Annotated in this window: 12 protein-coding genes; 8 read left to right on the top strand and 4 right to left on the bottom strand. The window is 68.7% G+C overall.

The window, feature by feature from the left end; genetic code table 11:
• Window positions 1-73: 73 nt before the first annotated feature.
• The 4 genes from AMIS_RS03585 to AMIS_RS03600 are packed head-to-tail and all read left to right on the top strand — an operon-like array spanning window position 74 to window position 3964.
• Entirely contained in the window at window positions 74-1000 is a 927-nt protein-coding gene (locus AMIS_RS03585) for an ABC transporter permease (RefSeq protein WP_014440823.1), read from the top strand.
• Window positions 993-1928 carry an ABC transporter permease gene (locus tag AMIS_RS03590; RefSeq protein WP_014440824.1) on the top strand — a complete coding sequence of 312 codons (936 nt, stop codon included), beginning with the start codon at window positions 993-995 and terminating at the stop codon, window positions 1926-1928. Before AMIS_RS03585 ends, AMIS_RS03590 begins: the two co-directional genes overlap by 8 nt.
• A 25-nt stretch (window positions 1929-1953) precedes the next feature.
• Window positions 1954-2964: an ABC transporter ATP-binding protein gene (locus tag AMIS_RS03595; RefSeq protein ID WP_041829537.1), complete on the top strand. Its 1011-nt coding sequence runs from the start codon at window positions 1954-1956 to the stop codon at window positions 2962-2964.
• Window positions 2957-3964 (top strand): ABC transporter ATP-binding protein, encoded by a 1008-nt coding sequence (locus tag AMIS_RS03600; RefSeq protein WP_014440826.1) that lies wholly within the window; start codon window positions 2957-2959, stop codon window positions 3962-3964. Before AMIS_RS03595 ends, AMIS_RS03600 begins: the two co-directional genes overlap by 8 nt.
• Window positions 3965-4072: 108 nt before the next feature.
• Here the strand turns inward: AMIS_RS03600 and AMIS_RS03605 are convergent, their stop codons facing one another.
• Together AMIS_RS03605 and AMIS_RS03610 are read right to left on the bottom strand one after the other, a co-directional pair.
• On the bottom strand, window positions 4073-4363 hold the full coding sequence (locus AMIS_RS03605) for a chorismate mutase (RefSeq protein WP_014440827.1): 291 nt from the start codon (window positions 4361-4363) through the stop codon (window positions 4073-4075).
• 235 nt (window positions 4364-4598) lie between these two features.
• Complete coding sequence (locus AMIS_RS03610) at window positions 4599-6425, bottom strand: bifunctional metallophosphatase/5'-nucleotidase (protein WP_014440828.1); 1827 nt, start codon at window positions 6423-6425, stop codon at window positions 4599-4601.
• Window positions 6426-6614: 189 nt separating this feature from the next.
• Between AMIS_RS03610 and pcrA the strand changes: the two genes are divergently transcribed.
• Window positions 6615-9011, top strand: coding sequence for a DNA helicase PcrA (gene pcrA / locus AMIS_RS03615; protein ID WP_051041806.1), 2397 nt, complete (start codon window positions 6615-6617; stop codon window positions 9009-9011).
• A 10-nt stretch (window positions 9012-9021) separates the two neighbouring features.
• Here pcrA and AMIS_RS44550 read toward each other — a convergent pair whose 3' ends face one another.
• Together AMIS_RS44550 and AMIS_RS03625 are read right to left on the bottom strand one after the other, a co-directional pair.
• Window positions 9022-9960 (bottom strand): M23 family metallopeptidase, encoded by a 939-nt coding sequence (locus AMIS_RS44550; RefSeq protein ID WP_014440830.1) that lies wholly within the window; start codon window positions 9958-9960, stop codon window positions 9022-9024.
• A gap of 139 nt (window positions 9961-10099) precedes the next feature.
• Window positions 10100-10846: a M23 family metallopeptidase gene (locus tag AMIS_RS03625; protein ID WP_014440831.1), complete on the bottom strand. Its 747-nt coding sequence runs from the start codon at window positions 10844-10846 to the stop codon at window positions 10100-10102.
• A 415-nt stretch (window positions 10847-11261) separates the two neighbouring features.
• Here AMIS_RS03625 and AMIS_RS03630 point away from each other — a divergent pair, with 415 nt between their 5' ends.
• The 3 genes from AMIS_RS03630 to sucD all read left to right on the top strand — a co-directional run bounded on the left by AMIS_RS03630 (window position 11262) and on the right by sucD (window position 14338).
• Window positions 11262-11666, top strand: coding sequence for a cobalamin B12-binding domain-containing protein (locus tag AMIS_RS03630; protein ID WP_014440832.1), 405 nt, complete (start codon window positions 11262-11264; stop codon window positions 11664-11666).
• Window positions 11667-12273: 607 nt separating this feature from the next.
• Window positions 12274-13452 carry an ADP-forming succinate--CoA ligase subunit beta gene (sucC, locus tag AMIS_RS03635; RefSeq protein ID WP_014440833.1) on the top strand — a complete coding sequence of 393 codons (1179 nt, stop codon included), beginning with the start codon at window positions 12274-12276 and terminating at the stop codon, window positions 13450-13452.
• Between the two features lie 4 nt (window positions 13453-13456).
• Window positions 13457-14338 carry a succinate--CoA ligase subunit alpha gene (sucD, locus tag AMIS_RS03640; protein WP_014440834.1) on the top strand — a complete coding sequence of 294 codons (882 nt, stop codon included), beginning with the start codon at window positions 13457-13459 and terminating at the stop codon, window positions 14336-14338.
• Window positions 14339-14399 lie beyond the last annotated feature (61 nt).

Consider the following 14399-nt stretch of genomic DNA (forward strand, 5'->3'; position numbering starts at 1 on the left):
CACTGCGTTAACCCCACTCCTCGTCGCCGAGCTCACGAGGCCGGCGCTCTTCCGCGGAAGAGGCTAAACCCGTATGTTCCGCTACATCGTGCGGCGCTTACTGCAGATGGTCCTGACTTTCTTCGGGGCCACCTTTGTGGTTTTCGCGCTGACGTTCGCCAACCAGGACGACCCCCTCCAGGCGTTGGCGGGCGAACGGCCCATCACTGAGAGTCAGCGCCTCGCGCTGACGGAGCGTTATCATCTGGATGAGGGCTTCCTCACTCAGTACTGGTATTACATGAAGGGTCTCCTCACCGGTGACCTCGGCCAGTCGCTGACCGGCCAGAAGATCTCGGCCATGCTCGCGAACGCGTGGCCGGTGACCCTGAAGCTGGCACTGCTCGCCATCGTCATCGCAGCCACGATCGCGGTCACGGCGGGCGTCTACTCCGCAATCAGGCGGGGTGGCTTCTTCGACAACGCCACCCTGGTCGCGACCCTGGTCGTCCTGGCCATGCCGATCGTCGTCCTGGCGCCCCTCGCACAGCTGGTCTTCGGTATCAAGCTGGGCTGGTTCCCGCCGACCGCGACCCGGGACGCCTCGCTCTTCGACCTGCTGCTGCCGGCCCTGGTGCTGGGCAGTCTGGTGATCGCCACGGAGCTGCGGGTGACCCGTACCTCGGTGGTGGAGAACCTCCGTGCCGACTACGTGCGCACGGCGCGGGCCAAGGGCCTGACTCGCCGGCGCGTCATCTGGGTCCACGTGCTGCGCAACTCGCTGATCCCGGTCGTGACGCTGATCGGCGTCGACCTGGGCGGCCTGATGTCCGGCGCGATCGTGACCGAGAAGATCTTCAACATCCCCGGCGTCGGCTTCAACATCGCCCGCGCGATCACGACCGAGGACGGCCCGCTGGTGGTCGGCTTCGTCAGCGTGCTGGTGGTCATCTTCCTGGTCGTGAACCTCCTCGTCGACCTGCTGTACGCCGCCCTCGACCCCAGGATCCGCTATGAGTGACCCCAACGCCGTAACCGCTGTCGAGGCCCCCGCGCCACAAGCCGCCGGGCCACGTCCGGGCCGCAAGTCCGACAAGCCACGCAGCCTTGCCGGAGACGCCTGGATCGACCTTCGCCGGAACAAGATCTTCTGGGTGTCGGTCGTGCTGGTGTTCCTCATCCTGCTGATGGCGATCTGGCCGACCCTCTTCACCTCGGCGGACCCGCGCGCGTGCACCCTGGCGAACCAGCACAAGGGCGCCAGCGGCTCGGCGTACTTCGGGTACGACTTCCAGGGCTGTGACGTCTTCGCGAAGACCGTCTACGGCGCCCGGAACTCGATCATCGTCGGCATCATGTCGACCCTGCTGGCCGGTGTGATCGGGCTGATCTTCGGTCTCGCCGCCGGTTATTTCGGCGGCTGGGCCGACGCGGTCCTGTCCCGCGGCATCGACATCATGCTCGGCATCCCGTTCCTGCTCGGCGCGATCGTTCTGTCGAACCGCCTGGTCACCGAGAAGTCGGACGGTGTGCTCGCGGTGACACTGACGCTCGGCCTGCTGACCTGGACCTCCGCGGCCCGGGTGATGCGGTCCGCGGTGATCTCGTCGAAGAGCCAGGACTACGTGGCCGCCGGCCGGATGCTGGGCGCCGGACCGGGCCGCCTCATGCTGCGGCACATCCTGCCGAACTCGATCGCGTCCTTCATCGTGGTTCTCACGATCCTGCTGGGCACGAACATCGCCAGCGAGGCGACGCTGTCGTTCCTCGGCGTCGGCCTGAAGAACGACGCGATCAGCTGGGGCATCTCGATCTCCGAGGCGTCGCCGTACGCTCGAGTGGCGACCGAACCGCTGGTCTGGCCGTCGATCTTCCTCGCGGCCACCGTGCTGGCCTTCATCATGCTGGGCGACGCCATCCGCGACGCCTTCGACCCGAAGTTGCGGTGACCCTGTGACTGATATCAAGGCGCAAATGGATGTCATACCCGGCATCGATCCGCGCGCACCTCTGCTCGAGGTGACCGACCTGCACGTCGAGTTCCGCACCCAGTACGGCGTCGCCAAGGCCGTCAACGGCGCGAACTTCTGGCTCTCCCCGGGCGAGACGCTCGCCATCCTGGGCGAGTCGGGCTGTGGCAAGTCGGTGACCGCTCAGGCGATCATGGGCATCCTGGAGAGCCCTCCCGGGTTCATCACCAAGGGCGAGATCCGCTACCGCGGCGTCGACCTGCTGGCGGTCTCGGAGGAGCAGCGCCGCAAGGTGCGCGCCAACCGGATCGCGATGATCTTCCAGGACGCGCTCTCCGCGCTGAACCCGGTCTACAACGTCGGGTTCCAGCTCAGCGAGCTGTTCCGGATGCACCGCGGAATGTCCCGCGCGGACTCCAAGAAGCGGGCGATCGAGCTGCTCGACCAGGTCAAGATCCCGGCGGCGAAGTCGCGGATCAACGACTACCCGCACCAGTTCTCCGGTGGTATGCGGCAGCGCGTCATGATCGCCATGGCGCTGGCGCTCGACCCCGAGGTGCTGATCGCCGACGAGCCCACCACGGCTCTCGACGTGACGGTCCAGGCGCAGATCATGGGCCTGCTCGCGGAGCTCCAGCAGGAGCGCAACATGGGCCTCATCCTGATCACGCACGACATGGGCGTGGTCGCGGACGTGGCCGACCGGATCTCCGTGATGTACGCGGGCAAGGTCGTCGAGGAAGCGGCTGTCTACGACATCTACTCCCGCCCGGCGCACCCGTACACCCGCGCCCTGCTCGAGTCGATTCCCCGGCTCGACATGAAGGGTCAGGAGCTCAACGTCATTCGCGGCCTGCCGCCGGCGCTGACCGACATCCCGAAGGGATGCGCGTTCAACCCCCGCTGCCGGTACGCGAAGGACCCGTGCCGTCAGGACCCGCCGCCGCCGGCCTATGCCGTCGCGCCGCACCGTACCGCCCGTTGCCACTTCTTCCGGGAGGTCCTCGGTGAGTGATGTCGTTCTCGAGACCAAGGGTCTGATCAAGCACTTCCCGATCACCCAGGGCATCGTCTTCAAGACCAAGGTCGGCGCGGTCCGCGCGGTCGACGGCGTCGACATCCAGCTGCGCCGCGGCGAGACGCTGGGTGTCGTCGGCGAGTCCGGCTGTGGCAAGTCCACGCTGGCGAAGCTGCTGGTCGGCCTGGAGAAGCCGACCTCGGGCTCGATCATGGTCCGCGGTCAGGACATGGTCCGGCTCAAGGGCACCGAGCTGCGCAAGGCCCGCCGCAACATCCAGATGGTGCTGCAGGACCCGTACACCTCGCTGAACCCGCGTATGACGGTCGGCGACATCATCGGTGAGCCGTTCGAGATCCACCCCGAGGTCGTCCCGAAAAAGGGCCGGCAGCGTGCGGTGCAGGACCTGCTCGACACGGTCGGTCTGAACCCGGACCACATCAACCGGTACCCGCACCAGTTCTCCGGCGGCCAGCGCCAGCGCATCGGCATCGCCCGCGCGCTCGCCCTCAAGCCCGAGATCATCGTCTGCGACGAGCCGGTCTCCGCGCTCGACGTGTCGATCCAGGCCCAGGTCATCAACCTGCTGGAGCGGCTGCAGGACGAGTTCGGCCTGTCCTACATCTTCATCGCGCACGACCTGTCGGTGGTCAGGCACATCTCCGACCGCGTCGCCGTGATGTACCTCGGCCGGATCGTGGAGCACGGTTACGACCGGGAGATCTACGAGCAGCCGACCCACCCGTACACGCAGGCTCTGCTCTCGGCCGTGCCGGTCCCGGACCCGCGCCTGCGCGGCCAGCGCGACCAGATCGTTCTCGAGGGTGACGTGCCGTCGCCGGCCAACCCGCCGTCGGGTTGCCGGTTCCGGACCCGCTGCTGGAAGGCTCAGGACATCTGCGCTCAGCAGGACCCGCTGCTGCAGATCCGCGACCGGTCGCCGCACCCGAGCGCGTGCCACTTCGCCGAGATCCGCGACGTGGTTCACGGTCGTTGACCGTCTGACCGGAAATGAACAGCGGCGGCCCGGGTTCTCCCGGGCCGCCGCTGTCTCGTTCCACCGCGGATCTGGTGCGCTCGCGTTCCCGGCAAGATCGGGAAAGGGCTACAGCGGGCCGCGGCCGGAGCGGAGCAGGAGCAGCGCCACCTGGGTGCCGTCGGGGCCGAGGGCGGTGCGGAAACGCTCCACGATCTCGCGCTCGCGGGCCAGCACCAGGCGCGTGCCGCCGCTCGCCATCCGGGTCTTGCCGACCTCCTGGGAGAGGCTTGCGCGTTCCAGCCAGAGGTCGATGATCGCTTGGTCGATCTCGTCGATGCGCTCACGCTTGGCACGGATCGCCGCGGCGGCCTGCTCCGCGCCGGCTCCGGTGGTCTGGTCCACGGTCTCGGCGGTCATGTCCTGCTCCTCGGGTGCTCACGCCCCGGTCGACCCGGCCCGGGCAGCAACAAGCCCCGGACTGGGGAAGCCCGGGGCTTGTTGTAGGTCTGTGTTTCAGACGCGACCTACGGCTGCCGGACTTCCGGTGCCGTAGTAAAAAAATCGCGCTCGCTGGATCACGTTGCCGAGTATGCCCCCGTCCCGGACGGTCCCGCAAGGAAACCGCCCGAGTGGTGGGACGTCACGCCTGGTCTCACGGTGTCGTGGTGATCCGGTTGGCCGGTCCCGGCGCGATCGGGCCGGTGGCGAGGTGTGCCACCAGCGCGTCCACGTCGAAGCCGGGAGCGGTGACCCGTCCGGTGCCCTGGGTCAGGTTGCTGAAGCCGTCGCCGCCGTTCGCCAGGAAGTCGTTCGTGGTGACCAGGTAGTTCGTGGCCGGGTCGATCGGCGTGCCGTTCAGGGCCAGGTTGCTGACCTTGGAGCCCGGCGCGGCGGACGCGCTCCAGGTGTAGGTGAGCCCGGCCGACACCTGCAGGATCCGCTGGGTGGTCTGCCCGGCGAAGCCGGCGAACTGCTGTTCCAGCACGTTCTTCAGCTGGGCGCCGGTGAGGGTCTGCGTCACCACCAGGTTGTTGAACGGCTGGACCGTGAACGCCTCGCCGTAGGTGACCTGGCCGTAGGCCTCGCCGCCGGAGGACTGGTCGGCGTCCAGGTCGGCGCGGATGCCACCCGGGTTCATCAGGGCGATCTGCGCGCCGGCCGGCCGGGTGTAGGCGAGCTGGGCGTCCGCGATCACGTCACCGAGCGGGCTCTCGCCGGCCGGGGTGGCGGTCCGGACGATGTCCGCGCTGATGCTGCCGACGATCTCGTTGGCGATCGGGGCGACCGCGGTGCGGTACTTGTCGGCGACCTTCTTGGCCGCGGCGTCGACGGTGTCCGGGTTCCGCAGGTACGCCCCGGAGGCGTCCCGCGACCAGCCGCCCTTGCCGTCCGGCACGCCGTTCTCCACGATCACGTTCCGCGCGGTGATCCCGGTGAACCGGCCGGTCCGGGTGTCCAGCGAGTAGTCGATGTCGGTCACCAGCTGCCCGTTGCTGCCGGCGCTGGTGACGACCGTGTCGGCGCCCGCGCTGTTCGGCAGCTTGCAGGTGTAGAAGCGGTGCGTGTGCCCGGAGATCACGATGCTGATCTCGGGCCGGAGGCCGGCCACGATTCCGACGATCGGACCGGTGAACTTCGTGCAGTCCGAGACGCCCGGCGTCGGGGTGGCCGAGCCCTGCGACCCGCCCTCGTGCAGCAGCAGCACCTGCGCCTTCACACCGATCGCGCTGAGCACCTTGCTCCACTTGTTCGCGGTGGCCACCTCGTCGGTGAAGCGCACGTTCTGGATGCCGGCCGGGTTGACGATGCTGGGCGTGCCCTCCAGGGTCATGCCGATGAAGCCGACCGGCACCCCGCGCACGTACTTGATCTCGATCGGCGGCAGGATCGGCAGTCCGGTCTGCTTGTCGATAGTGTTGGCCGCCAGATAGGTGAACGCCGCACCCCGGTAGCCGTCGCCGTCCTGGCACCCGTCGACCGGGTGACAGCCGCCGCGCTGGATCCGGATCAGCTCGGCCACGCCCTCGTCAAACTCGTGGTTGCCGACCGAGCTGACCTGCAGCCCGATCTCGTTCATCAACTCGATCGTCGGCTCGTCGTGGAAGGCCGCGCTGACCAGCGGGGTCGCGCCGATCAGGTCGCCGGCGCCCGCGGTGATCGTCGACCGGCCCTCGGCGGTGGCCTCGGCGCGCAGCCTCTTCAGCCAGGTCGCGAGGTACTCCACACCGCCGGCGGGCGTCGACGTGCCGCTCGCGTTGACCACCGCGCCGCTTCCGGTGGGTGGGTCGATCGCACCGTGGAAGTCGTTGTAGCTCAGGAACTGACCTTCGACGACCTTGCCCTTGGGTACGTCGTAGGCAGCGGTCACCGGTGTGAACTCGGCCGGTGGCGCGGCGGCCGCGCCCGGTGGCGCCGGAACGGCCGCCAGTGCGAGTGCGGCGATGGCCGCGGCGGGTAGGGCGAGACGCAACCGTGTCATGGGGAGTCCCCCGATCGGAGTGAGTTTTTCGCCGACTCGGACAGCTTGGTGTAACAGCCGATCCGGCGCTACCACTTCGGGGGAACGTCGATGGATGAGCGGGTCGGCGGGGAAGTTCTGTCGGGGGGTCGGCATACACTTGCTCCCGCGATGCGACCTTCCTCAGAACCTGCCGACACCCTGTTCTCCATGCCCGTGATCAAGGCGCAGGAGAAGCACACCGAGCCGTCCCGGCCGACCTCCCGGCCGAGCCCTCGGCGGATCGATCCGGAGTCCCTGCTGGTCGGGCTCAACGGGCCTCAGCGTGACGCTGTCACGCACTCCGGCTCGCCGCTGCTGATCGTGGCCGGCGCCGGTTCGGGCAAGACCCGGGTGCTGACCCACCGGATCGCCTATCTGCTGGCCGAGCGCGGTGTGCACCCCGGCGAGATCATCGCGATCACGTTCACCAACAAGGCCGCCGGCGAGATGAAAGAGCGGGTGGCCCAGCTGGTCGGCCCGCGGGCCCGGCTCATGTGGGTGTCGACGTTCCACTCGGCATGCGTGCGGATCCTGCGGGCCGAGCACGAGCACGTCGGGCTGAAGAGCACGTTCTCCATCTACGACGCGGACGACTCGCGCCGTCTCATGCAGCTGGTCGCCCGCGAGCTCGACCTGGACCCGAAGCGGTACACCGCTCGTGGCCTGGCCGCCCAGGTGTCGAACCTGAAGAACGAGCTGGTCGAGCCGGAGGAGTTCAAGCAGAAGGCGAAGGGGCCGAACGAGCGGGCCGTCGCCGAGGCCTACGAGCTCTACCAGCGGCGGCTGCGCGAGGCGCACGCGCTGGACTTCGACGACATCATCATGGCCGTGGTGCACCTCTTCCAGGCGCACCCGATGATCGCCGAGGCATACCGTCGCCGCTTCCGGCACGTGATGGTCGACGAGTACCAGGACACCAACCACGCTCAGTACCAACTGATCCGTGAGCTGGTCGGCACCGAGGGCGGCGAGGTCGAGCCGTCCGAGCTCTGCGTGGTCGGTGACGCCGACCAGTCGATCTACGCGTTCCGTGGCGCCACGATCCGCAACATCCTGGAGTTCGAGCGGGACTACCCGCAGGCCCGCACGATTCTGCTGGAGCAGAACTACCGATCCACCCAGACCATCCTCTCCGCGGCCAACGCGGTGATCGACCGCAACACCTCCCGCAAGCCGAAACGGCTCTGGAGCGACCAGGGCGCCGGCGAGCAGATCGTCGGTTACGTGGCGGACACCGAGCACGCCGAGGCGGACTGGGTGGCCCGCGAGATCGACCGGCTCTGCGACAACCACGAGGTCCGCCCCGGTGACGTGGCGGTCTTCTACCGCACCAACGCGCAGTCCCGCGTGTTCGAGGAGGTGTTCATCCGGGTCGGCCTGCCCTACAAGGTGGTCGGCGGGGTGCGCTTCTACGAGCGCAAGGAGGTCCGCGACGCCCTGGCCTACCTGCGCGCGATCGTGAACGAGGACGACACGGTCAGCGTCCGCCGGGTGCTGAACACGCCGAAACGCGGCATCGGCGACCGGGCCGAGGCCTGCGTCGAGGCCCTGTCGAACCGGGACCGGCTCTCGTTCGGCCAGGCGCTGCGTCACGCCAAGGACGCGCCGGGCATCTCCACCCGCGCGGCGAACAGCATCGGTGACTTCGTGCGGCTCCTCGACGACCTGCGCGAGCTCACCCGGACCGCGCCGCCGGAAGAGGTGCTGGAAGCGGTGCTGCAGCGGTCCGGCCTGCTCAGCGAGCTGGAGGAGAGCCTCGACCCGCAGGACCAGGGCCGCGTGGAGAACCTGCAGGAGCTGGTGAGCGTCGCCCGGGAGTACACCGAGCGCGTGGAGTCCCTGGCGGAGGAGGGGGAGGAGCAGGTCGCCACGCTTGCGGGCTTCTTGGAGCAGGTGGCGCTTGTCGCCGACGCCGACCAGATCCCCAGCGACGACCCCGACCACCAGGGCGTGGTCACGCTGATGACGCTGCACACGGCGAAAGGCCTGGAGTTCCCGGTCGTCTTCCTCTCCGGCCTGGAGGACGGCGTCTTCCCGCACATGCGGGCGCTCGGCGACAACACCGAGCTGGAGGAGGAGCGCCGCCTCGCCTACGTGGGCATCACCCGGGCGCGGCAGCGGCTCTACCTCTCCCGCGCGGTGACCCGGTCCGCCTGGGGCCAGCCGCAGTACAACCCGCCCTCCCGCTTCACCGACGAGCTGCCGACCGAGCTGGTCCGCTGGGAGCGCACCGGCGGGTCGTACACGTCGTGGTCCGGCACCGGGGGCGGTGTGGGTGGTCGCGGTGGGGGAGACCGCCAGCGCGGCGGAGGCTTCGCCGGGGGTACGCCCAAGGCGCAGCGCATCGCCGAGCGACTCGGCATCGACGGCAGCAAACTCGCCACCGCGAGCGACCTGAAGTCGGCGCCGAAGGTGGATCCGGGTGACCGGGTCAACCACCAGCGTTACGGCCTGGGCCGGGTGCTGGCGGTGGAGGGGCACGGGCCGGGCGCCCGGGCGCAGATCGACTTCGGCGACCAGGTGATGTGGCTGGTGCTCCGGCACGCCCCGATCGAGAAGATTTGACCGACCCGGCCTACGGCGTGGGGCAGCCGCTGATGTCGACGCCGTGGGCGTGCATCCATGCGGTCGGCTCGATCGGGTTCTTGTAGTGGCCCGCGTGCACCTCGAAGTGCAGGTGCGGGCCGGTGGAGTGCCCGGTCGAGCCTTCCAGGCCGATCTGTTCGCCGGCGGTGACCCGCTGGCCGGCCGCGACCTGGATCTCGGACATGTGGCCGTAATGGGTGAGGTACCCGTTGGCGTGCCGGATGAGCACGGCGTTGCCGTAACCGCCGGCCGGCCCGGCTGACACCACCGTGCCCGCGCCCGCGGCGACGATCGGGGTGCCGTGCGCGGCGGCTAGGTCGACACCGGCGTGCAGGCGTCCCCCGCGCGGGCCGAAACAGGACGTGACGCCGGCTGACGGCATCGGGTGCACCCACTGCCCGCCGGACCCGGACCTGGAGCCGGACCTGGAGCCGGAGGTCGTGGCGGTGCGGTGGCCGCCGCTCGTGCCAGTGGCGGCGGCCGTTGTGGTGATGACCGGGCGCTTCTTGCGTTGCACGGCGGCTACGGCCGGCTCGCTCAGTGAGTCCGCCACGCTTTCCGCCCACTCGTGCGCGGCGGCGCTGCCCGGGACGAACCGCTTGGCCGGGGCCTCGTCACCGGCCGGCGCGACGACCGGCAGTTCGGCGAAGGGGTGGGACGCGGTGGCCTGCGCCGTGGAGCCGGCGCTCTGGGAGGTGTGGCCGATCGAGGTGCTGTCGCCGGACAGGTGGGCGAGGGCGCCGGGAGCGGCGGAGGCGGCGACGCCGGCAGCTGTCACGCCCGCCGCGATCGTGGCGCTCAGGGCGCTCACCGAGAGGGCGGTGCGGCTGCGGGTGGCGAAGAGGGTGGGGAAGGAGGGTGCGCGGTGGCGGTGCAGTCGCTCCTGGCGGTGCCGGCCGACCCGGCCCGATGACGACTGCTGACCCACGCGGATTCCTCCCGGCGGACGGAACGGTTGCTGACACGTTCCTGTCGGCTTCTCAGGGGAGAGCGTGAGGCTGGAGAGAGAGGATCAACCGGATTGCAACGGGCGGTGTTTCAACCCGTACCCCAATGGGGAAGATCTTTTAGGAAGCTGCCTCGGCGGCGGCCATGCCGGCGTAGACCGACTCGATCTGCAGCTTGATGTCGACGCCGCGCTCGCGGAGGAAGACGATCGGGTCGACCGGGGTGCCCTTGACGTGCACTTCGAGGTGCAGGTGGGTCCCGTAGGAGTAACCGGTGTTGCCGACCTCGCCGATGACCTGACCGGCCTTGACCTCGTCGCCCTTCTTCACCAGCAGGCGCCGGGAGTGCGCGTAGATCATCTCGGTCCCGTCCTCCTGCTCGACGGTGATCGAGTAGCCGTAGCCGCCGTTGTAACCGGCGCTCGTCACCTTGCCGCCGTGCACCGCCTTGTAGGGCGTCCCGTCGGCGGCGGCCAGGTCGATGCCGGCGTGCAGCTTGCCGAACCGGACGCCGTAGGGCGAGGAGAACTGGTAGTCGTCGAGGGGCAGGAGGTAGATGTCCTCCGCGGAGACCTCGGCACTTACCTCTTCGGCCTTGTCGGACCGCTCGCTGCTGCGGGAGGCGCGCTCACCGTCGCTGTCGCGGCTCTCCAGGGCGTCGGTCGCGATCTGCGAGCTCTTCAGGCTCTGCAGAACGTCGGGGTTGACGTCTTTCGCGTCCGGGAGGTTCGAGGCGGCGCCGAGAGCGACGACGCCGGCGCCGACGAATGCGGAGGTGACGACCGCGGCGTAACGGCTGCGGGGAGGGGTCGGGACGCGGCGGCGGCCGCGATAGCGATCGGGCTCAGACGACAAGCGCTGGCGCACGAACAACCCTCCGTCGGTGGCATTACGGCGGCCCGCCATCTCGCCCGCGAACAGCGGTAAACGATGGCTTGCCGGGTCCTCGCTATGGGGTGAACCTGTGCGAGAGCCGTGGGCCACGGTAACGAAACGGCAGCCGGGTCACAAGTCGCAGCGCCATTTTCATGACAGTTCCTGGTCAGCATTGATCATTGAATGTCCGAATTGGTTACCTTTCCGGGTGGGTGATATGGCGACCCTCTGTGAGCAGGCGGAATGCGGAAAGTAATGTGACCTAAGGAACTATTCATCGGCCCTTCGGGTTGGACCGCCTGCTACCCCGGCTCGGCGTCTCGGGTTACCGTTCGTTCAGGTGACCGCGGGGGCTGCCCGCCTGAGGCGCCCGGCACCGGGGTCGGATAGCCCGAAGGGGTCTTGCATGCAAGCACGGATCAGGGTCGTGGTGGCGAAGCCCGGGCTGGACGGGCACGACCGTGGCGCCAAGGTGGTGGCGCGGGCGTTGCGTGACGCCGGAATGGAAGTGGTCTACACCGGGCTGCACCAGACGCCCGAGCAGATCGTGGAGACCGCGATTCAGGAGGACGCCGACGCGATCGGTCTGTCGGTGCTCTCCGGGGCACACATGACGTTATTCCGGAGAGTGATCGAGCTGTTGGCGGAACGTGATGCCGAGGACATCGTCGTTTTTGGCGGCGGCATCATTCCGGAGGACGACATCACGGAATTGGAATCACTCGGTGTAGCCAAGCTATTTACGCCGGGTGCGACGACCGCGTCCATCGTTGAATGGGTGCGCGCCAATGTAGCTACGCCGGTGTCGTGATTACCGGGCCCGCGTTCGCGCGGGCCCGCCACCGTAACGGCTGGCCGGAGTGCCGGTGCGGGCTTCTCCACCGCAAGGGGAGAGGCCGGACGCACCCCTCACACGTCCGGCCCCTCTATGCGCGATGCCCCGCCGCCACCCCTCGACCGACAGGGCATCGGCCGTTTTCCTTGCGGGCGCCTTAAGTTTCAGCGCTCCGACATCTCAATCAACGATGTCCTTCTCAGCCGGGTTACGTGCGGTGCTGTGACTTTTTCCGTTCACTCTCCCGTGTCAGCAGATCTTGAGTGGATCGATCTCCCGCGCCCCTGTGGACGGCCTGTGGACAGGGGCTGCGGCATTCCCTCCGGTGCACATTCCGCACGCCTGTCACAAGAGCCCCGGAGCTGCGATTTCGCCACTGTGGTGTGCGGTCTTGCACACCGCGCACCCGCGCGGTCACAGGGGTCCAAACGGTCGCTAGTCTGCGAATGACGGCCATGCCGCAATCCTGCGGAAGGCTGGACGATCCTCACGCTGGCGGCGCAGCTGCGACGCGCCGCGCACACAGGTCGGGACGCAACGGTGCGGCTTGCCGGCGCTTGGCGTCGCGAGCGAAAGGAGACACGTGGACCTGTTCGAGTATCAGGGGCGCGACCTGTTCGAACGGCACGGGCTGCCCGTGCTGGGCGGCGGTGTCGCCGAGACCCCGCAGGAAGCCCGGGCGATCGCCGAGCGGCTCGGCGGCAAGGTCGTCGTCAAGGCCCAGGTCAAGGTCGGTGGCCGTGGTAAGGCCGGCGGCGTGAAGCTGGCCGACGGCGCGGACGAGGCCGAGGCTCGCGCGACCGACATCCTGGGCATGGACATCAAGGGCCACACGGTCCACAAGGTGATGCTGGCCGAGACGGCCGACATCAAGGAGGAGTACTACTTCTCCTACCTGCTGGACCGGGCCAACCGGACCTTCCTCTGCATCGCCAGCGTCGCCGGCGGCATGGAGATCGAGACGGTCGCCGAGACCGACCCGGACCGGGTCGCCAAGGTCGCCATCGACGCCAGCAAGGGCGTGGACGAGGCCAAGGCGCGGGAGATCGTCACCCTCGCCAAGTTCCCGGCCGACGTCGCCGACCAGGTCGTCGACATCGCGGTGAAGCTCTGGCAGGCGTTCGTCGCCGAGGACGCGCTCCTCGTCGAGGTCAACCCGCTCGCCAAGGTCGGCGACGGCCGGGTGCTCGCGCTCGACGCCAAGGTCACGCTGGACGAGAACGCCGGCTTCCGGCACCCCGACCACGAGGCCCTCGAGGACAAGTCGGCCGTCGACCCGATCGAGCAGGCCGCCAAGGCGAAGAACCTCAACTACGTCAAGCTCGACGGCGAGGTCGGCATCATCGGCAACGGCGCCGGCCTGGTCATGTCGACCCTCGACGTGGTCGCCTACGCCGGTGAGAAGCACGGCGGCGTCAAGCCGGCGAACTTCCTCGACATCGGTGGCGGCGCCAGCGCCCAGGTGATGGCGAACGGTCTGGAGATCGTGCTCGGCGACCCGTCCGTGAAGTCCGTCTTCGTCAACGTGTTCGGTGGCATCACCGCCTGCGACGCGGTCGCCAACGGCATCATCCAGGCCCTGGCCCTGCTCGCCGAGCGCGGCGAGACCGTCACCAAGCCGCTCGTGGTCCGCCTCGACGGCAACAACGCCGAAGAGGGACGTGCCATCCTCGACGGTGCGAACAACCCGCTGGTCCAGCGGGTGGACACGATGGACGGAGCGGCCGCTCGCGCCGCCGAGCTCGCGGCTGCGGGGAAGTGAACTAATGGCTATCTGGCTCACCAAGGACTCCAAGGTCATCGTCCAGGGCATCACCGGTGGTGAGGGCTCCAAGCACACCAAGCGGATGCTCGCCGCGGGCACCCAGGTCGTCGGTGGCGTGAACCCGCGCAAGGCCGGCACCAAGGTCGACTTCGACGGCACCGAGCTGCCGGTCTTCGCGACCGTCGCCGAGGCCATCAAGGAGACCGGCGCGGACGTCTCGGTCATCTTCGTGCCGCCGGCGTTCACCAAGGCCGCCGTGGTCGAGGCGATCGACGCCGAGATCCCGCTCGCCATCGTGATCACCGAGGGCGTGCCGGTGCAGGACTCGGCGTCGTTCTGGTCGTACAACGTGGCCAAGGGTTCCAAGACCCGGATCATCGGCCCGAACTGCCCGGGCATCGCCTCGCCGGGCGCCTCCAACGCCGGCATCATCCCGGCCGACATCACCCCGCAGGGCCGGATCGGCCTGGTCAGCAAGAGCGGCACGCTGACCTACCAGCTCATGTACGAGCTGCGCGAATTCGGCTTCTCGACCGCTGTCGGCATCGGTGGCGACCCGATCATCGGGACCACGCACATCGACGCGCTGAAGGCGTTCCAGGAGGACCCGGACACCGACGCGATCGTCATGATCGGTGAGATCGGTGGCGACGCCGAGGAGCGTGCGGCCGAGTTCATCAAGGCCAACGTCACCAAGCCGGTCGTCGGCTACATCGCCGGCTTCACCGCGCCGCCCGGAAAGACGATGGGCCACGCCGGCGCCATCATCTCCGGCTCGGCCGGCACCGCCGACGCGAAGAAGGCCGCCCTCGAAGCGGCCGGCGTCAAGGTCGGCAAGACGCCGAGCGAGACCGCCCGCCTCATGCGCGAGGTCATGAGCTGAAGTCAGCGGAGATGACGCGCCGCCGACCAGGTCGTTACGACTTGATCGGCGGCGCGCCGCT

Source organism: Actinoplanes missouriensis 431 (assembly GCF_000284295.1).
GTDB lineage: Bacteria > Actinomycetota > Actinomycetes > Mycobacteriales > Micromonosporaceae > Actinoplanes > Actinoplanes missouriensis.